The organism is Solidesulfovibrio fructosivorans JJ], assembly GCF_000179555.1.
GTDB lineage: Bacteria > Desulfobacterota > Desulfovibrionia > Desulfovibrionales > Desulfovibrionaceae > Solidesulfovibrio > Solidesulfovibrio fructosivorans.
Map to the genome: position 1 here is coordinate 96,696 of NZ_AECZ01000012.1, position 17,561 is coordinate 114,256.

At 64.1% G+C, this 17,561-nt stretch carries 18 protein-coding genes and 1 pseudogene; 2 read left to right on the forward strand and 17 right to left on the reverse strand.

Annotated elements, in window-relative coordinates:
- Positions 1-340: 340 nt before the first annotated feature.
- The 3 genes and pseudogenes from DESFRDRAFT_RS22530 to DESFRDRAFT_RS22925 all read right to left on the reverse strand — a co-directional run.
- Positions 341-502, reverse strand: a complete 162-nt coding sequence (locus DESFRDRAFT_RS22530) for a hypothetical protein (RefSeq protein ID WP_005993698.1) — start codon at positions 500-502, stop codon at positions 341-343.
- 317 nt (positions 503-819) lie between these two features.
- Positions 820-3,129, reverse strand: a complete 2,310-nt coding sequence (locus DESFRDRAFT_RS10470) for a TonB-dependent receptor (protein ID WP_005993699.1) — start codon at positions 3,127-3,129, stop codon at positions 820-822.
- An 838-nt stretch (positions 3,130-3,967) separates the two neighbouring features.
- Positions 3,968-4,051, reverse strand: a pseudogene (locus tag DESFRDRAFT_RS22925) (site-specific integrase); the annotation flags it as partial.
- Positions 4,052-4,139: 88 nt separating this feature from the next.
- Here DESFRDRAFT_RS22925 and DESFRDRAFT_RS10480 point away from each other — a divergent pair.
- Positions 4,140-5,257, forward strand: a protein-coding gene (locus DESFRDRAFT_RS10480) for an IS3 family transposase (RefSeq protein WP_407918615.1) whose coding sequence is annotated in 2 segments (ribosomal slippage) — positions 4,140-4,397 and positions 4,400-5,257 — 1,116 coding nt in all. Because the reading frame shifts where the segments join, the coding sequence is not laid out codon by codon here.
- Between the two features lie 118 nt (positions 5,258-5,375).
- Here DESFRDRAFT_RS10480 and DESFRDRAFT_RS10485 read toward each other — a convergent pair.
- From DESFRDRAFT_RS10485 to DESFRDRAFT_RS10505, 5 genes are all read right to left on the reverse strand, one after another.
- Entirely contained in the window at positions 5,376-5,588 is a 213-nt protein-coding gene (locus DESFRDRAFT_RS10485; RefSeq protein ID WP_005993702.1) for a helix-turn-helix domain-containing protein, read from the reverse strand.
- Between the two features lie 25 nt (positions 5,589-5,613).
- A complete protein-coding gene (locus DESFRDRAFT_RS10490) occupies positions 5,614-6,291 on the reverse strand; it encodes an RES family NAD+ phosphorylase (protein ID WP_005993704.1) in 678 nt (225 codons plus the stop codon).
- Positions 6,288-6,737: an MbcA/ParS/Xre antitoxin family protein gene (locus tag DESFRDRAFT_RS10495; protein WP_005993706.1), complete on the reverse strand. Its 450-nt coding sequence runs from the start codon at positions 6,735-6,737 to the stop codon at positions 6,288-6,290. The genes DESFRDRAFT_RS10490 and DESFRDRAFT_RS10495 overlap by 4 nt, the downstream gene beginning before the upstream one ends.
- Before the next feature lie 149 nt (positions 6,738-6,886).
- Entirely contained in the window at positions 6,887-7,099 is a 213-nt protein-coding gene (locus DESFRDRAFT_RS23265) for a tyrosine-type recombinase/integrase (RefSeq protein WP_081458459.1), read from the reverse strand.
- Positions 7,100-7,331: 232 nt separating this feature from the next.
- A complete protein-coding gene (locus DESFRDRAFT_RS10505; RefSeq protein ID WP_005993707.1) occupies positions 7,332-8,219 on the reverse strand; it encodes a LysR family transcriptional regulator in 888 nt (295 codons plus the stop codon).
- Between the two features lie 299 nt (positions 8,220-8,518).
- Between DESFRDRAFT_RS10505 and DESFRDRAFT_RS10510 the strand changes: the two genes are divergently transcribed.
- On the forward strand, positions 8,519-9,364 hold the full coding sequence (locus tag DESFRDRAFT_RS10510) for a DUF169 domain-containing protein (RefSeq protein ID WP_005993709.1): 846 nt from the start codon (positions 8,519-8,521) through the stop codon (positions 9,362-9,364).
- A gap of 219 nt (positions 9,365-9,583) precedes the next feature.
- On the opposite strand, the gene DESFRDRAFT_RS10515 is transcribed toward DESFRDRAFT_RS10510, so the two are convergent.
- From DESFRDRAFT_RS10515 to DESFRDRAFT_RS22160, 9 genes are all read right to left on the reverse strand, one after another.
- Complete coding sequence (locus tag DESFRDRAFT_RS10515) at positions 9,584-10,312, reverse strand: FeoA domain-containing protein (protein ID WP_005993710.1); 729 nt, start codon at positions 10,310-10,312, stop codon at positions 9,584-9,586.
- Complete coding sequence (locus tag DESFRDRAFT_RS10520) at positions 10,306-12,462, reverse strand: heavy metal translocating P-type ATPase (RefSeq protein ID WP_005993711.1); 2,157 nt, start codon at positions 12,460-12,462, stop codon at positions 10,306-10,308. The genes DESFRDRAFT_RS10515 and DESFRDRAFT_RS10520 overlap by 7 nt, the downstream gene beginning before the upstream one ends.
- Entirely contained in the window at positions 12,459-12,698 is a 240-nt protein-coding gene (locus DESFRDRAFT_RS10525; RefSeq protein WP_005993712.1) for a hypothetical protein, read from the reverse strand. Before DESFRDRAFT_RS10525 ends, DESFRDRAFT_RS10520 begins: the two co-directional genes overlap by 4 nt.
- Positions 12,679-13,017 carry a YtxH domain-containing protein gene (locus DESFRDRAFT_RS22705; protein WP_005993713.1) on the reverse strand — a complete coding sequence of 113 codons (339 nt, stop codon included), beginning with the start codon at positions 13,015-13,017 and terminating at the stop codon, positions 12,679-12,681. The genes DESFRDRAFT_RS10525 and DESFRDRAFT_RS22705 overlap by 20 nt, the downstream gene beginning before the upstream one ends.
- A 13-nt stretch (positions 13,018-13,030) precedes the next feature.
- Positions 13,031-13,420: a magnetosome protein MamC gene (locus DESFRDRAFT_RS20755; RefSeq protein WP_005993714.1), complete on the reverse strand. Its 390-nt coding sequence runs from the start codon at positions 13,418-13,420 to the stop codon at positions 13,031-13,033.
- 27 nt (positions 13,421-13,447) lie between these two features.
- The gene (locus tag DESFRDRAFT_RS10540) at positions 13,448-14,605 is read right to left on the reverse strand and encodes a hypothetical protein (protein ID WP_005993715.1); all 1,158 of its coding nucleotides are present in this window, start codon (positions 14,603-14,605) and stop codon (positions 13,448-13,450) included.
- A gap of 75 nt (positions 14,606-14,680) precedes the next feature.
- Positions 14,681-15,013 carry a hypothetical protein gene (locus DESFRDRAFT_RS10545; protein WP_005993717.1) on the reverse strand — a complete coding sequence of 111 codons (333 nt, stop codon included), beginning with the start codon at positions 15,011-15,013 and terminating at the stop codon, positions 14,681-14,683.
- Positions 15,014-15,016: 3 nt separating this feature from the next.
- On the reverse strand, positions 15,017-17,275 hold the full coding sequence (locus DESFRDRAFT_RS10550) for a heavy metal translocating P-type ATPase (RefSeq protein WP_005993719.1): 2,259 nt from the start codon (positions 17,273-17,275) through the stop codon (positions 15,017-15,019).
- Position 17,276: 1 nt separating this feature from the next.
- Positions 17,277-17,507 (reverse strand): hypothetical protein, encoded by a 231-nt coding sequence (locus DESFRDRAFT_RS22160; RefSeq protein ID WP_005993721.1) that lies wholly within the window; start codon positions 17,505-17,507, stop codon positions 17,277-17,279.
- Positions 17,508-17,561 lie beyond the last annotated feature (54 nt).

Below are 17,561 nucleotides of genomic sequence, written 5' to 3' on the forward strand. Positions count from 1 at the left end.
GCGCTTAAGTGATAGTCCGGTTGCTGCTCATGCCGCCTTGGCGGCCGAGTGGCCATCCCGGGGTACGCCCAGGGGATGGCGGCCGTCAAAAGCCGTATGCGGTCGCTGCTCATTGTAGAAGCGGAACCAGTTTCAGAGCGCCTGGCGAGCCTGGCTGCCGGTTTCGAACTCTCGCAGGGAGGCGCACTCCCCTTTCACCGCGCGCCACTTTCGCCTTAAACTCCGCTGAAACTTCCGTCGCTTGGACATCGAAAACTGTCCTCCCTCGTCGAGGACGAGAGCGCAACAGGCTGTCCCAATTTTCCGCGACCGCCTCAAGGCCGCCCGGGCGGGCTTGCGCTCACGGTCTGGCGGCTCCGGCCGGTTCCATCAGGGCCCGGGCCTCGGTCAGGTCCTTGTTCCAGAAGAGTTTGAAGAACCCCCTGGTTTCCTTGACCATGTCATAGGTGAAGACGTCGGGATAGAGGGCCTGGGCCACGAGCTCCGGCGGCGTGTAGGCCACGCCGCCCCGCCCGTCGGAGAGCCGTACTCCGGTTGCCCCCCCACCAGCCTGTCGATGCGCAGCTCTCCCACCTCCGGGCCGAGGTGGCGCGACAAGGCTGCCGCCGCGACCTCAAAGAGCCACTCCCCGGCGGGAAGCGGCGACTCCCAGGACTCCGATGCGTCGTTCATGACGCCTCCTCTTGCCGGCGCGACGTTGCCATGGCCCTGGCCTCGTATCGTGTCCTCGGAGAACACGACTTGCTCTTCGAGGATAACATGCTTGAATGGTTTATTTTAGCCCTAAAAAATATGTCCGTGTATTTTAGGGGGGCAACGCTAGAATTCCAACCGGATGCCGGCCACGGCGTTAAACGGCGCGCCCGGGTAGTAATAGATGGAGGAATTCGCCGTGCTGTCGTCGCTCGAGCGGATGACGGCGATATAACGCTGGTCCAGAATGTTCTGGAGATCCAGGGTCAGGGTTACCTTCTTGCTGCCGAGCACGTTGGGGATATCGTAGGCCACGGAAAGGTCCACGATATGGTAGCCGTTAACCGACTGTTTGTTCTGGACGTCGCCGTAGCGCAGGTCCATGTAACGGTAGGTAGGCGTGAAGGTGAGCTTGTCGTACTTGGCGATCGCCCCGAATTTCGCCTGCCACAGCGGGACGTCCGGCACCTGGTTGCCCTTGATGTTCAAGGTGGTGTTGAGCGCCGTGTTCAGGTTCTTGGTGAAGGTGAAACGGTTGTAGGAACCGGCGCCGAAGAGGGTCAGCCAGGACGTGGCCTTCCACGAAGCCTCCAACTCGCCGCCGATGGATTCGGCCTCGGCGTTGGTCTGGCTGTAGGAGCCGCCGACCAGACTGTCATAGACGGTGACTTGCTTGTTGTAGTGCCTGGAGTAGTAGAAGGTCGGCGACAAGCTGAACGTGCCGTTGGCGAAACGCAGGCCGACGTCGAAATTGTCCGCCGTTTCCAGCTTCATGTCGTCCCACAGACTCTGGAACGTGATGCCGGCGGCCTGGAACTTGGCCAGGTATTTGGAATAGCCGTTGTAAAACGGCCCCTGGGGCGGGCAGGCGTAGGTGCGGCCGTACATGAAGCGGGCCGAGAGCTGGTCGGTCAGGTCGTAGCTGATGCCGGCGTTGGGCAGCCAGACGTCCTTGGCGGTCTTTTTCGCGCTCAGGTTCGCATTGGGCGTAAGCAGCGTGTCGAGGACATCGTCGTAGGTGCCGTCCGGCACGCCGGCGGTGTTGTAGGCGGTGACAGACGGGAAATTGACGGACAGGTAGCGCAGGCCCGCGGACAGATGCACCTTGCCGAGGTCGGTCTTGGTTTGCAGATAGGGCGAATGGAAGATGCGGTCCCCGACCTCGGCCAGGTTGCTCCAGCTGCCGAAGTAGGAGCCGTAGTCCTGCAGGTTGAAGGTCCGTACGCTGGCCGGCACGGGAGGATACAGCGCCAGGTTCTGGTACCAGTAGCCGAGCTTGACGGTCACCGGGTCGAGCTTCTGTTCGATCTCGGCGAAATAGCCGAACTGCCGCTGCTCGTAGTCCATGACGGTATAGGTGTAGCCTTTGCCGGACGCCTTGGCGCTGTTGGCGGCCGTATTGTAGCGGCGTCCGTCGTTGCCGGCGTAGTACGGCCTGAAGGACGCCGTGGCTCCCTGCCAGAGCTTGGCCTCGAGCTTGCCGAACATGGACCATTCGTCGAAGTACTGCCGGTTGTAGCCGTAGTAGGCGTAGTCCACGGACGGAGTGCCGGTCATTTCGCCCGTGAAGTCGAAGCCGCGATAAAAGCTCTGGCTCCTGGTCTGGGCATAGGTGAGCGGACGGTACTCGTCCTGGTTGAACTTGTTGTAGAGGGCGTAGACCTCGAGGTTGAGGCGATTGTCGAAGAGGGGCTGGGCCAGGCCGCCCATGAAGTTCAGGCGTTCGGCGTCGCCCGTGCCGCGCCACTTGTCGGCCAGGGCATGGGAAAACGAGCCGAAGACGCGCGTCCCGGTGGCCAGTTCTCCGGAATCCAGCCGGCCGTAGGTGCGGTTGAAATTGTAGGTGCCGAGCTTTTGTTCGATGATCGCCCTCCGCGTGTAGGAGGGCCCCAGGACCTGCATGTCCAGCACGCCGGCGGCGTCGCCGAAGCCGAAGCCCTTGTCGGCCGGGATCGGGCCCCTATAGAGGCTCATGGTATTGATGTTTTCAAGGTCGATGTAATTGCCCGAAGCGCCGTAGCCCGTGGAGATGCCGATGGGCGCGCCGTTTACGGTCTGGGACAGGCTGCCGAAGCTGAAGGCCGACTGGCCGCGAATGCGGATGTTGGACTCTTTGACCAGCCCGTAGGCGTCCATGGATTCGCTGTTGACCGAAGGCATGAGCTTGTTGAGGACGGTGTAGGGATTGACCTGGGCCGGCCCGCCGAACGTCTCGATGGTTTGGCGCGGCAAGGTGCTGACGCTGGCCGGTTCCGATTTGTCTTCCACGACGGGGCCGACCTGCTTCGGCGCCGCGACCTCGATGTCCTGAATTTTGTAGTACTCATGCTTCTCTTGGGTTTGTTCCGATCCCCCCTCCTGGGCCCGGGCCGCTTGCAGCGGACACATGCACGCCGACAACAAGGCGGCGACGCAGATGATACGACAAAACCGCATACTCCCTCCCTTACAACTTGGTGTTCCGACACCCCGGATGCCCCGCAGGCCGTAGGCCGGTCGGGAGCTTTTCCCCACCTTCGCCCCCGTCCCATGGCCCGGCATCCGGCCTTGACGCGTTGCCGGCCGACGTATTCGCCGGCCGAATTTTCTCATGCGCCTTGCCGCCAGCCACGCGTGTCACGCCGCTGGCGCTCACCAGGCGCGGCGCTCCCCGGGTACGCAGTCCCCTCCGCGTGGCGGATCGACGCGCCAATACGGTTGCAGGCAGGCCCGCAACGCCCTGCCTAGTGCAGCGAGCTTTAAGCGATAGGCCTATCCCGTCCATTGGTGCACACGTCACATGCTACGGAACAGGCGATGAATACCTTTGCAACATAAGTGCGTACAACTAGCGATACTCAAACAAACAGTCAATACATCACGATTTTTGCGCAAGGCGTGATTGTCGTTGCTGGCGATTTCTCTGGCAAGATGTAGGGAGTTCGCTTTGAATACATGTGTGTACTGTATTAAATTTGCCCTATGTTGGTGACATATCTTGATCGTGGTAGTGTGGTATTCTGTTGAGGTTGGATCTCCAAGAGTCACTTCATGGTTTGCGAGTGTCACTTGTATTGTCAATATCGTGTTATTGTGCAGGTGATGATGCGGTTTCGGCCTGTTTCGCGCGTCTGCCCGGGCGCTCTCTGAACCTTACGCCGCGGACGCCGGGACAGGAGCCGGTTTCGACAGGAGCATGGGCCGGTGCTTGTATGGGGGAAGAAGCGAGAGGAGTGAGCCGGCTTACCGCCGGCGGGCCGGAGGGGGCGCCGTAATGCGCCCAGGCTCGCAGGGAAGAGCTGCGCTGCTCGTCGAGAGCGGTTTTGATCTCCTTGTTCATGATGAAGACGTTTTCCTTGCCAGTTTTCTTTTCCTTGAGACAGTGAGGTGGTCGCGGGAAATTGGACAGCCTGCTAAGCTCTAGTCCTCGACGACGGAGGACGGTTTTTGATGTCCAAGCGACGGAAATTTCAGCGGAGTTCAAGGCCAAAGTGGCGCTTGAGGCCCTGTCGGGCGAATTGACCTTGGCGGAGCTGGCCAGCAAGTATGATGTGCATCCGACGCAGATCGCCGGCTGGAAGCGCCAGGCCAAGGGAGGTATGGTTGCGGCCTTTTCCGGGAGGGCGGCGACCGTGCAGAAGGATGCCGCCGCTGAGATCCGGGAACTCCACGCCAAGATCGGGCAACTGACCGTGGAAAAGGATTTTTTAGAGCGAGCCTTCGCCAAACGGTGAGTCCCGGGCGAAGGCGTGGGATGGTCGAACGCGGGCATCCCCGACTCAGTATTTGCCGGCAGTGCCACATCCTCGGACTGGCCAGGTCGACTTGGTACCATCGCCCGAAGGGCGAGTCGGCCACGAATCTGGACCTGATGCGGCGGATCGACGAGCAGTTTCTGGAGACGCCGTTTTACGGATCGCGCCAGATGCAACGACATCTACGGCATCAGGGCCTCGAGATCGGACGTGGCCGCGTACGGCGATTGATGCGTAGGATGGGACTGATGGCGATCTTCCAGAAGCCCAAGACCAGCCAGCCGCATCCCGGGCACAAGATCTATCCGTATCTGCTGCGCGGCCTTGCGATCAAACGGCCGGATCAGGTGTGGTGCGCCGATATCACGTATGTCCGCATGAAGCGGGGCTTTCTGTATCTGGTGGCGGTCATGGACTGGCACAGCCGAGCCGTGCTGTCCTGGCGGCTATCCAACACCCTGGACGCCCATTTCTGCGTTGCCGCCTTGGAAGAGGCCATGAATCGTTACGGGGTGCCGGAAATCTTCAACACGGACCAGGGATCACAGTTCACTGGTCAGGACTTCACCCAGGCACTCAAGGATGCCGGCGTCGCCATCTCCATGGATGGCAAAGGCAGGTGGATGGACAACGTCTTCATTGAACGCCTGTGGCGCTCGGTGAAATGGGAATGCGTCTACCTGCGGGAATTCGAAACCGGCAGTCAGGCTCGCCAAGCGCTTGGAGACTGGTTCCGCTTCTACAACGAGCAGCGGCCGCATACGGCTTTTGACGGTCGCCGCCCCATGGACGTATACCGGGATGCCCACTCGGCCTCCAAGGCGGCATGAGCACCAACCGGACTATAGCTTAACTGCGCCGCCAACCTGTCCAACCTACCCGGACCACCTCAAGGCGGTGGGAAGTTGCCAAGCCTTGCTGGCGTGTGATGTCGACTATTTTCAATTGTCAGAGGAGCAGGCCAGTAGTGGCGATTTTCTTCCCGATGGGCCGGCGGCCGTTCTCCATTTCGCTGATATGGCAGCGCGGGATGCCGGTTGCCTCGGCAAGGGCGGCTTGGGTCATGCCTTCCTGATAGCTTGCCCCGACCAAGAACACACCAGGCAATTCCTCCTCCTTGAAGGGCAGTACTTCCCACCAGGGGATGGAATGGGTGTCCATGGGCTCTCCTCTCGCCGGATCTGCTTTACTCCCGCCACATCGGCGCAATGCCGTTTCCTCGCCACACGAACGACCATGTTTTTGACTGACGCACATTGCCGACCAGCGCCGGGCGGAAACAGGCAAGACAGGTGCCGCCTGGAGCGCGAACGCTCGGGTAGACGATGCCAAGGGAGCCGGCCTTCAACAACTCCATGGCCAGCCCCTGCGAGGCGTAGTAGCTGCCGGGGTCCAGACAGGCCGCAAAAGCCGCCTCGCCTCGGAGGTCGTGAAAGTCGGCGTCGAAGTTCGCCAAGTAGTCGTCGTAGGTGACGACATCCTCTTTTTCCCAGCCGATTTCGCGGTAGTCCTGGCTCTTGTGGAAGCCCACTTCGGTTTGGCTGGTTTCCAGTTCAAAGCCGGCGTACCACGCGCCCCGATCCGGGCCGTTGAACCGGCCACCTTCGGGCGAGGCATGGCAGAATGAAGCGTTGATGGTCGATGCATAGGGGAGGGCGGCAACAAGTTCGTCCCTGCCGATTCCGGGCAGCAGGTCCATTTCTCCCTGCAAACGGTCATTCGTGGCGTCATCCAGGTCGAACAGGTCTTCTAGGTGGGCTCCAGTGTCGGCAATGCGCGTGAGCGCCATCTTTCCTGAATATTCCGACGGGATGAGGCGATGCGTGTCCTGGACGCGCAGAGAAGAGCAACCGGGTAGCGTCACTCCAGCCCTCCACGTCGGGCGTCAAGCAAGCGGCGCACAGTCTGGAAAGCAGGCAGGCCGCCACGGATCATGTAGGCCAGCGGGGGCGCTCCCCCGAATATCCGGTTTTGGTTCGGCAGTTGTACCCAGGCGTCGGCCAACTCTTCCCCGAAAAGGATGTTCAGGGCCTTGAAGATGCCCACCAGGAACGACACGCGCTGCAATTCATCCTGATCGAGCACAGCGCCCTCGGGGGCCTTTTTCATGGCGTAGAAACGGCCGTTGGAGACGCCGCCGAGCAGCCCCATGGCGTCAACGTCCCGAACACTCCACTTTGCCATGATATTCAGGAAACCTTTCATGGCGGATGGGCTCAGACGGTCGCGGTCGGCCTTCACGGACAGATCCACGATGGGCGATGCGGCATACCGAGAAGCGGGCGCTCGGGCTTCGCAGGTGGCGGGCATGGTGTCTACTCCTTTTTAGGAGTAAATAAGATTCTATTTAGGAGTAGGCAAGTTTTTTTCGGTAAAGGGTAGAGCATTTTTATTGGAAGACGGCTATTCCCCCTCGGCCTTGCCGTCAGGGAACGGCACCACCTTGCCTCCCTTGTCTTTTATGAACGCATTGGTACGCCCTTTATGACTCTCCGCTGCATGTCCTCGGAGCCCTTGGCGTACCTGGAAACCATGCTCGGGGTTTTCCAGCCGAAGATGGTCTGCATGTCCTTGACCGGGACGCCACGTCTGGCCGCGGAGGTGGCCGCGCTATGCCGCAAATTGTGGAAGGTGGCCTTGTTTCCGTGGGGCGCGCCCCTCGTTGAATCCAAGGCGTTTCAGGGCGTTTTTGAAGGAGGAGGGGGCCGCATCGTAGGGCGTGCCGTCGCGCTTGGTGAAGACATACTCGCCGGTCCTGGCGGGGCCTCGACGCTTGAGCATCGCAATCAGGTCAGGGGCCAGGAAGACTTCCCGAGGCTCCCGGTTTTTCGTTTCAGGGAAGAGGGCGGCCTCGCGCCCACACATCATATTCGCGTGAACAACGACAAAGCCGATCTCCTCCCGTCATGAGCGCGAGGCATAGTTCGCCTGGATGTGATCCACGAACAGACGGACTCTCTGGGGGAGCTGACCGGGCCCCGTCACCATATAGACATCATGCTCGAATCCCCCGCTCCACTGCGGGAGTACCCGCACGAGACGTCCCGCTGTCTCATCCGGCGCGGCCAGCAGGTCCCGGAGCAAGGCGATGCCATGTCCGGCCAGGGCGAAATCGCGGCACATCTCCACGGAACTGAAGGTGTATTTAGGTTCTATGTCGACGATGACCTGCCGGTTGCCGTTGTGCATGGGCCAGCGGCGTCCGAAACGTTCGAGCACGATGCACGGGAGCCGGTGCAGATCCTTCGGCTCCACCGGCATGGGGTGATGTTTGAAGAGTTCGGGGGAGGCGTACAAAAAAGGCTCGATGGTCAAGAGCTTTCTGGCCACAAGCGGTGGGGCGATGGAAGGCCCGATGAGAAAGGCGACGTCATAGGGATCGATGCGCAGATCCACCGAGTGCTCCGCAAAGGTCAGGTCCATCCGGATGTCGGGCCAACGCGTGGCGAAATCGAGCAGCATGCCCCGCATGTGCTCCTCGTACATATCCCGGAACATGCAGACGCGAACAAGCCCGGAAGGCTTTCTCATGTTTGTCACTACGGAATCATAGGCTTTTTGCGCTTCGTCAAGAATGAATTCGCACCGCTCTATCAAAACCGAGCCGGTATCCGTCAGCTTCACATTGCGCGTGTCCCTGTAAAAGAGCAGCACCCCCATCCGTTCTTCCAGCAACTTGATGCGCCTTGAGAGTGTCGAAGCGCTCATCCCCAATATTTCAGCGGCCTTGGAGAAGCTTCTCTGCCGGGCGACAGCTGCCAGGAGCGGCAGGTCTGTCAGAAACGCTTGCATGATTATGCCCGTTTTTGGGTTAGAGTTTTCTGTTTAGGCTGTTTATTTATTTTTTGAGGATGGTAAAAAAGACTACCGCGGAAGGCAAGGAGCGCAAGGCGGCGCTGCCGGCCGTCGGCGAGGCCTCGGACACGGCCAGGAGGTCCTGGGTCACCGCTTCGGCTAACCTCCCGGGGCGTGTCTGGGTTCTGGAGGCGGTCTTCAGGCGAAGCATCGATGAGGCCCGGCACCGTATCTCATTTATACGACGGTTGCGCGGCACATACCGTTTCGGCAACCAAGCAAAGGAGTGAATGAACATGGCTATGCAGTCCGTTCTTGATGACACCAAAACATTTCTGGAACATCTCGGCACGAAGGAAGAGCCGTTCGGCGTGTATTACGCCGATATCAAGCCGGAAAAGGCTGTCGGGCCGAAAGTGGGGGTGCCCATTTCGCGCGACCAGGAGGATCAGGGCAAGTTGGATATGCAGGAGGTCTTCAAGACGTTCTCCTGCGTCATGTGCAATGTCTGGCTGGCCAGAAAACAACATCGCGCGGCCTTTATCTCTGCGGAAGAATACGGCTGCATCGGGGGCGTGTACTACTGCTCCATGATGAAGCCGCCCCTTGCCTTTATCGAACATTACGTGGGTACGGGCATCAACGGTACGCCGATTCATGGCGAGCGGTATATGCCGGGTCGCGAGAGCGTGCGAAACTTCCTCACCAAGGTCAACCCGCGCCAAGCACCGGCGAAGTACTGCATCTTTAAGCCGCTGTCCCTGTTCACCAACGACGAGCAACCGGAGTTCGTCATCTTCTTCGCCCGGCCGGAAGTCTTGACCGGCCTGTTCATTCAAACGGTTTTCACCACGGGCGACGTGGACTGCGTGGCCTCCCCCTTTGGCGCGGGGTGCACCAACATGCTCGCCTGGCCTCTGTATTACCAGCAACAGGGGCTGGAGAAAGCCGTTCTGGGGGGCTTCGATCCCTCGGCCAGAAAGTGTATGAAGCCCGACGAGCTGACCTTCACGGTGCCGTTGAGCCTTTACAGGAAAATGTTGGCCGCCCTGCCGGAGTCCATGTTCAACGTGGACGGGGAATGGAAGAACATCCGCAAGAAAATCGCCCGCAGCGCCAAAGCCTGGGGGGAAGAGGAATAGGGAGGGCGATTGCCTGATGGCCTGACGCCGTTTTTTGGCCAGGGCCACTGCTGGGAAAAGGGGTTGCCCGGAAGCGGACAACCCCTTCCGTGTTTTCCATGGGGACCGCGTTCAGGCAGGCCTGGGATAGAAATCCAGGCCGCCGCGGAAGAAGCGGGTAGCGGTCTTGAAGCGCTCCCGGTTCCGGTAGCCGCGCGCGGGACCCGGGCATCCCGCGATTCATCCAGGAAGAGCGCAAGAGGAAACGTAAATCCTTGCGGCGTCCTTTTCCTGGAAATACAGCCGCAGTCCGTCCCGCGTGCTGCAAACGACGGGCGTCTTGTGCGAAAAATGCACCACCTGGCCGGCGGCCACCTGGGTCAGGGTCAGCCGGCTTCCCGGCTTGACGTCCAGGGCGGCGAGGCTTTCGCCGGCATGGGCCCCGGCAAGAATGCGGCGGACCGTGAATGCCTCGCCCACGCCGACCGAACAGAACTGGGCCGGTCCGCTCGGGGTTTCCCCGTGGATCTTCGCGGCCAGTCCCTCGTTTATCTGGATGCGCTCCTTGCCGTCGACCACGGCCTTGTAGAGCATGGGCGGCAGCCGGCGCAAAAACGTGATGCGGTCGCCTTCCCCGACGCCGAGTACGGCCAGGTCCTCCTCGAGATCCCGGTGCCCGGTCACGCCCTCCACATGGCCGCTGTCGCCCGGCGCGCATTCCAAAAGGGGGAGCCTGCGGTCGTCGTCGCGGTGCATGACCACCTTGGCCGCCAGCCAGCCGCCGAGCGTTACTTCGCCGCCCGGTCCGACGATCTTGGCCGGGCCGATGGCCACGCTGTCATCCAGGCGGGTCAGGCCCGTCCCTTCGTAGAGCCCCAGGCGGGCCAGGCGCGAGGCGAACCCGCTGCCGGCGATCCGGTCGATGACCAGGGGAACCCCGACGGGAGCCGCGGCAAGGGTCGTCAACATAGTTCCTTCCTCCGGGGCGCGTCCGCGCCCGCAAGCGGTCGTTGCGCCAGCGGCCGCGACGCGGCCATGGCGGCATAACCCAGGATGCCGATGGTCGAGGCGTTGTGCAAAAGCGCCGCCGCGACCGGGGACATCCCGGCCGTGGCCAAAAGCATGATCAGGGAATTGCAGCCGATGGTGGCCCCGAACGTCTGGCGGATGATGGCGTTGGTGCGCACGGCGGCCTGGCGAGCCACGACCAGGGTGTGCAGGTCCTCGTGCAAAAGCAGAATCTGGGCCGCTTCCCGGGCCAGATCGGCCCCCTTGGGCATGCAGATGCCCACATGGGCGGTGACCAGGGCCGGCGCGTCGTTGACGCCGTCGCCGACAAAGGCCAGCGTGCGTCCTTCGCCCTTAAGCCGCGCCACGATGGCGGCTTTGTCCTCGGGTTTGAGTTCGTAGTGGAGCTCGTCGACCTGGGGCAGCGCGCGCGCAAGGGCTTGCGCCGTATCCTTGTGGTCGCCGGTCAGCACCACGATGTGGCCGATGCCGGACGCCTTGAGCGCGGCGAGCACGGCGGCGGCTTCGGGCCGGGGATCGTCGCGCAGGGCGATAAGTCCGGCGAGCCTGCCTTCCCGGGCGACGTAGAGCAGGGATTTCCCTTGCCCGCGCAATGCGGCGGCGGTTTGCTCCAGGTGGTCGCAGGCCACCCCTTCGTCCTCGGCCACGAAATGGTGGCTGCCGACCAGGACGTGCTTGCCGTCGATGGAAGCGGCCACGCCGTGGGCCACGATGAAGTCGACCCGGCTGATGGGCGGCAGGGCGATCTCCCGCCGTCTGGCTTCGCCCACCACGGCCCGGGCCACGGGATGGTCGTAATGCTCCTCCGCGCCGGCGGCCAGGGCCAGCACCTCGGTCTCGGTGAGCCCCTCGCCGGGAATGATGTCCGTGACGGCGATTCGGCCGGTGGTCAGGGTGCCGGTCTTGTCGAAAACGATGGTGTCCACGTCCTGCAGGGCGTCCAGCGCCGCCGCGCCCTTGAGCAGCACCCCGGCCTGACCGGCGGCGTACATGCCCGAGCGCACGGCCACGGGGCTGGCGAGCTTCACGGCGCAGGAAAAATCCACGGTCAGAACCGAGGTGGCCCGGTTGACGTCGCGGGTGGCCAGAAGCATGAGCCCGCCGAGGCCCAGGGTGACGGGAACGAGCTTGTCGGCCAGGGCGGCGCTTTTGGTCTGGGTTTTGGACTTGCCGCGCAGGGATTGGTCGATGAAACGGCCGATGCGGGCCATGGAGGTTTCCGAGCCCACGCGCTCGACGGTAATGGTCAGCCGTCCTTCCTCGACCACGGAACCGGATATGACCGCATCGCCGGGCTGGATGTGCACCGGTACGGACTCGCCGGAAATGGAGCTCTGGTTGACCGAGCCCTCGCCCTCGGCCACCACGCCGTCGATGGGGATGAGTTCGCCAGCGCCGCACACGACCAGATCGCCGGGCGCGATTTCTCCGACCGGAAGCTGGACCTCCACGCCGTCGCGCACGGTCCAGACCTTTTCGACCTGGGGCCGCATGAGGCCCTTTAAAAGCGCCGTGGAACGCTCCTCGCTTTGCCCTTCCAGGTACTGGCCGAGCGCCAGCAGGGTCGTTATGGAGCCGGCGGTGAAATACCGGCCCCGCACAAGGGCCAGGGAGATGGCCGTGGCGTCCAGTGTTTCCACCTTGAGCCCGCGCGTGAAAAAGGTTTCCACGCCCTTGACGATCACCCCCATGGCCATGCTCCAGCCAAGGAGCGCCCGGGCCGGCCAGGGCAGGGCCTGGGAGGCGATGGTGACCAGGGCCTTTACCGCCACGTCGGAACCGGTGACCGGAGCCTCGTCGCAAAGGGCGGGGGCGAAAGCCTCGTCGGGGAGGCTGCGCAGACAGGCGGCGACCTTGTCCCAGGTTTCGGGACGGCCGTCGTGGACCACCACGAGGCACGCGCCACGGCCGTTGATCCGGACCTCGAAAACGCCAGGCAGCGCTTCGAGCAGGGCCTGAAAATATACGGCGTCGAAGGCGGGATCGCCAAGCAACGTCGATTTGAGCCGCACGCGCCGGGAAAGGGCGTGGGCCACCCGAAAGTGGCCCACGCGCGTCCCGGGCGCGGGTGGCGCCTGGGTTTGCGTCATGCGATATGTCCTCTTCTCATGCGCGCGTTTTGCTCATAGAGCGTCACATGCCAGTAGGAGAAGCCGACCAGGGCCACGCCCGCGCACACGTGCAGCGTGCGCGCCCCCGGCGTCCAGGAGCCCCGCATGCCCGAGGCGAGCCCCGTGGCCACAAGCGCTCCCAGGGAGACGGCCATGCCGAGCTTGGCCTGCCCGCGCCGCCGGGTGATGTCGTCGCTACTTTTTGTCGGCGGCATCGGCGTTCATGCTCATCTCGGCCTTGATGTCCTGGATTTGCTCCTTGACCTCCTCGACGCTGCCCTGGACCGAGGTCCAAAGCGCGACCGCGCCTTTGACCATGGCCCGCTGCACCTTGGGGTTGGTCAACAGGTAGGTGGCGGCCGCGCCCAGGAGCAGGCCCTTGAGGTAGCCGGGGTCGGACGCGGCGAACCAGCCCTGGGTCCACGAGGAAGCGGCGGGCGCGTATGCGCCGGTTTGGGCGGCGTAGGCGGCGGGGTCGTACTGGCCGCCTGTGGCGGCGTATTGGTACTGCGGGTATTGCGGAGTATGGGACATGGCGGTTTCCTGGCTAAGCCTTCTTGTTGGTGACCTTGACCGGGGCGGCGGCGGTCTTTTTGGCGTCTTTGGCGGCGCTTACCAGCCCGTCGTAGAGGTATTTCGTGCCGATGCCGACCGCAGCCATGGTGGCCAGGGCCAAGGCGCCGTTGCGAAAAACCAGGCCGCCGGCCGCCGTGCCCACGGCCGTGGCGAGCCCGGTGCCCACGGCTTCCTTGAGCACGTCGCCGGCCACCTCGGCGCGGGCCATGGACCCGGCGCGCACTTCGCGCATGTCGCGGGCGGCGGTCACGATGCCGCCGAGCAGCCCGCCGACGAGGCCCATGGTGGCCACAGCGCCGACGGGAAGGTTGGTCAGCCTCTGCTGGGAGGGGTAGTTCTGATTGTACTGCGTGGGATACATGGCGATTCCTTCTGGTTCGGTTGGCGGTTAGGCGGTCGGATCGGTGGGCTTGGCCTTTCCGAAGATCGCGGAGAAGCTGTCGCCCAGGGCGGATTTGACGGAGCCGTTGGTCAGGACGAAAGTGGCGAGCGCGCCGACGATGGCCCCTTTCCAGAAGTGGGTGCCGCTGGTCGTTAAAAACGAGGCGATTTTGACCGGATCGGCCTTGCCCTGCATGATGTCGCCACACATGGCGAGCATTTGCCCGTAGCGGTTTTGCAGATGCTGCGGGTCTTCGGTTCCGAAACCGGGCGTGCCGGCCATGGCCGCGAACGCGGGCGCGCCGAAGCCGGGCTGTCCCGGGAAACCGGCGAAACCGGCCGGGCCGCCGAAGCCGCCCTTTTTACCCTCGCAATCGTCATGTCCGGACTCGGGCGCGGGGCCATAGGCCACGCCGGGCTGGGGACCGGCCATGGGGCCGGCTGCCATACCGGGCTGCGCATACCCGGGGTGCGGCGCATACCCGGGCTGCGGGCCGTACATCGGCTGTGGGCCGTACGTCGGCGCAGCCTGTGGACCGGCGGCCATGCCCGGATGCGGCGCGAATCCCGGTTGCGGGCCGTAGGCCATGCCGGGCTGGGGGCCATAATATCCCGGCTGGAATCCGTTGGGCATGCCGGGCTGGGGACCATACGGAGCCTGGGGCGCGGCTTCATGCTTGCCGCAACCGCAAGCATGGCCTTCCGGGCCGTGGGCGGATTCGCCTTCCGGCATGCCCGCCCCGGCCGGTTTGCCCGGCATGGGGCCGCCTTGCGGACCGGCATAGCCCTGAGGCGCGGCGTACCCTTGCGGACCGGCATAGCCTTGGGGGCCGGCAGGCCCCTGGGGCGCGGCCGGCATCTGGGGGGCTCCGTAGCCCTGGGGCTGGGCATATCCTTGCGGCGCGGCATAAGCAGGGGCCGCAGCGTATCCGTTTTGGCCCGCAACGGCCGCCTCGGCGCAACCGCTGTCGGCGCAACCGGCCGCGCTTGCCCCGGTCTGGGCTTGATAGCGCGGTTCGCCCTGCTGCGGGGCCGTCGCCTGGCCGGATGGCTGCCCGGACATGTGGCCGGAAGGACCGGCTTCGGGCGCGCCCGCAAAGGCCGCCTGTCCTTCCGGCGCGGGATGCCCCATGGGGCCCGTTTCCTGATACGTCGCGTGTTCCATTCCCTTTTCTCCTCTCTGTGGTGTCTTCAGAAAAAGGTTGTCTTTGTTTCAGGCCAACACAGTGCACTGACGCTGTTATCGGGATTCCGGCGGGGTTTTCGCCGTCACGCCGAACACCCCGGCCAGGGACCCGGCCAGGACTTCGGCGCGGGCGGCGTCGGCTCCGCCGAGAAACTCTTCCAGCGCGGCCGGATCGATCCGTTTCGGGTCGTATTCCACGACCAGGGAGCGGGCCATGGGATTGAGCCGCGTGGACAGGATGCCGGAGCCGTTGGCGCGCAAATCGCCGAGCTGCGCCGCCGCCGGATGTTCGCGCAAACGCGGATCGAGCCGCAGCCGCAGCCGTCCCGGCACGTGGTGCACGACGTCGACCAGGGTTCGCATTTCCAACAGTTCCTGCATATTCATGGGTTAGGCTTTCTCCGGTTCGGGTTGCGAAAGAACGGCCGGGACGACGTCTGCCTGGGATATCGGGACCGGCCCGGCGGGCAAGGGCAAAAGCAGGCGCGAGGAGTTGGCCAGCACGCCCAAGGTGTGGACGATGTGCAAAAGCCCGGCGGCCACGGGCGAAAGCAGGCCGAGCGCCCCGGCCAGCGCGCCGCCGATGTTGGTGGAGGTGGCGATCCAGAAGTTCTGATGCGCCACCTGGACGGTGCGACGACTCAGTTCCCGCACGTAGAGGATGTCGGCCAGATCATCGCGCACGAGCGCGATGTCCGCCGCCTCGATGGCAACGTCCGCCCCGCCGGCGCTCATGGCGATGCCGATGTCGGCATCGGCCAGGGCCAGGGCGTCGTTGATGCCGTCGCCGACCATGATGACCTTGTGGCCGCCTTGGCGCAGCAGCGAGACGATGGCCCCTTTCTCCTCGGGCAGCACGGAATGGTGGCAGACCGCGATGCCCAGTTCCCGGGCAAGGTCGTGCGCGGTCTTTTCCGCGTCCCCGGTCACCAGGGCCACCGTGGAGACGCCGGTTCGGGCCAGGGCGGCGACGGTGGCCTTGGCGTCGGGCCGGGGTTCGTTGGCAAAGGCGATGGCGGCCAGGACCTCCCGGTTTTTGGCCAGGAAAATCACGGTCAGCCCGCGTTCCCTGAGATCGGCCACGGCCGCGTCCGCTTGCGCCGCGCAAAGTCCCGCTTCTTCCATATAGGCGCGGTTGCCCAGGCGGACGACGTCCTCGCCGATGACTGCCCGAACGCCCTTGCCGAGGGTGAAGTCGCACACCGCGTGGGAGATGGGGGCGATGTCCCGGGCCACGGCCGCGTTGCGGATGGCCAGGGCCAGGGGGTGGTGGTTGTGCATCTCGGCCGAATAGGCGAAGCGCAACAGCGCGCTTTCGTCGCAATCGGAAAAATTGCGGATGCACTCGATGCGCGGCTGGTTGCTGGTCAGCGTGCCGGTCTTGTCGAAGCAGACCGTGTCCGCCTGGCCGACCTCCTCCAGATAGCGCCCGCCCTTGATAAGGATGCCGCGCTTGGCGGCGGCGGCGATGGCGGCGGAAACGGCGGTCTGGGCCGAAAGCACCGTGGCGCAGGGACAGGCCATGACCATCATGACCGTAAACGCCCGCCACAGGCTGCCCGTGGCGAGCAGGGTCAGCCCCGTGGCCATAAGCCCCAGGCGCACCATGGACCGGGCCAGGTCGTCGGCCACGGATTCGATGGGGGCCTTGTTTTCCAGCGAGTCCTCGACCTGCCGCATGATGCGGGCCAGATAGGTGCGGTCCCCCACGCATTCCACCCGGACGTGGAGGATGCCCTGGCGCACGTAGGCGCCGGCGAACACCTTGTCCCCCGGGCCGAGGTGGGCGGGCTCGGCCCGGCCGGTGATGGGCGAATCGTCGACGAGCGCCTCGCCCGAGATGACATGCCCGTCGACCGAGATTTTTTCTCCGGTGTGCAGCACCACGATGTCGCGCGGCTTGACGGCGGACACCGGCACTTCCACTTCCACGTCGCCGGCCACGATGAAGGTGTTCTTGGCGGTCAAGTCCAAAATGGCGGCGATGGATTGGCGCGAGCGCTCCGACACCCAGGCCTTGAGCGTCTCCGCGCCGCTTTGGATCCACAGGATTTCCAGGGCGGTCAGCGCCTGTCCCGACAGCGTGGCCGCAACGCAACCGGTCGCCAGAAACCCTTCCAGGGTGAAGCGTTTCTCCCGGGCGTGGCGCAGCGACTCCTTGGCCACCGGCCAGGCGGCCAGCAAGGCGACGATGCCGAGCGGTGACAAGGCCGCTTCGGACAGCGCCGCCCCGAACACGACCTTGCGCACGAACACGGTGGCCATGACTCCGGTCAGGGACAAAAAGCGGACGAACTGCCGGCCCACGCCCGACCCGCCCACGCCGGAAGACGCGCAAGCACAGGCGCGCGTTCCCTGCTCGGGATCGGAGACGGCGGCGTTGGCGGCGGCATCCATGGCCTCACGGACGGCCCGGCCCAGGCGGGCCGCGTCGGTCATTTGGGTCTGATACGTCAGGATGACGGCCGCGCAGGCCGGATTGACGCGCACATGATCCACGCCGGGCAGGGACTGGCAGAGCGTGGCCGCCTTCGCGGCAAGCGGTCCCGGGCTTACGCGCAGCCGGATGCGTCCGGGGATGCTGTGTCGGATCGATATCGAGGGGCGGAGGCGTCGGGGCGGGACGCCCGCCGTTGCGGTGCCCGCCATGCTAGAGCGCCTCGCCGATGCCGTTGCCGGCCGCGCGTCCGCACGGTGACAGGAAAAATTCCCGCGAGCCTCCCGTTGCCGCATCGGCCGACGGCGCGCGGCCGGGAGCCGCGAACGCCGCCCCGGGCGGGAGGCCCATGGCCTTTATGCTGCTTCCCGGTTTGCTTCCGATCGTGATCGCGGGGATGCGGCTTTTCCCTTTGGCGGACAAGTGCCGCGGTGACGTGGCCATGCTTTTCCTCCTGTGGCCCGCCTTGATCGCAAGGCTTTTGGGCTTGGCGCGAAT

Coding starts and splice junctions, on each gene's coding strand:
- DESFRDRAFT_RS10470 (WP_005993699.1), bottom strand. CDS start 3,129: ATGCGGTTTTGTCGTATCATCTGCGTCGCCGCCTTGTTGTCGGCGTGC.
- DESFRDRAFT_RS10485 (WP_005993702.1), bottom strand. CDS start 5,588: ATGGACACCCATTCCATCCCCTGGTGGGAAGTACTGCCCTTCAAGGAG.
- DESFRDRAFT_RS10495 (WP_005993706.1), bottom strand. CDS start 6,737: ATGCCCGCCACCTGCGAAGCCCGAGCGCCCGCTTCTCGGTATGCCGCA.
- DESFRDRAFT_RS10505 (WP_005993707.1), bottom strand. CDS start 8,219: ATGCAAGCGTTTCTGACAGACCTGCCGCTCCTGGCAGCTGTCGCCCGG.
- DESFRDRAFT_RS10510 (WP_005993709.1), top strand. CDS start 8,519: ATGGCTATGCAGTCCGTTCTTGATGACACCAAAACATTTCTGGAACAT.
- DESFRDRAFT_RS10515 (WP_005993710.1), bottom strand. CDS start 10,312: ATGTTGACGACCCTTGCCGCGGCTCCCGTCGGGGTTCCCCTGGTCATC.
- DESFRDRAFT_RS10520 (WP_005993711.1), bottom strand. CDS start 12,462: ATGACGCAAACCCAGGCGCCACCCGCGCCCGGGACGCGCGTGGGCCAC.
- DESFRDRAFT_RS10525 (WP_005993712.1), bottom strand. CDS start 12,698: ATGCCGCCGACAAAAAGTAGCGACGACATCACCCGGCGGCGCGGGCAG.
- DESFRDRAFT_RS22705 (WP_005993713.1), bottom strand. CDS start 13,017: ATGTCCCATACTCCGCAATACCCGCAGTACCAATACGCCGCCACAGGC.
- DESFRDRAFT_RS20755 (WP_005993714.1), bottom strand. CDS start 13,420: ATGTATCCCACGCAGTACAATCAGAACTACCCCTCCCAGCAGAGGCTG.
- DESFRDRAFT_RS10540 (WP_005993715.1), bottom strand. CDS start 14,605: ATGGAACACGCGACGTATCAGGAAACGGGCCCCATGGGGCATCCCGCG.
- DESFRDRAFT_RS10545 (WP_005993717.1), bottom strand. CDS start 15,013: ATGAATATGCAGGAACTGTTGGAAATGCGAACCCTGGTCGACGTCGTG.
- DESFRDRAFT_RS10550 (WP_005993719.1), bottom strand. CDS start 17,275: ATGGCGGGCACCGCAACGGCGGGCGTCCCGCCCCGACGCCTCCGCCCC.
- DESFRDRAFT_RS22160 (WP_005993721.1), bottom strand. CDS start 17,507: ATGGCCACGTCACCGCGGCACTTGTCCGCCAAAGGGAAAAGCCGCATC.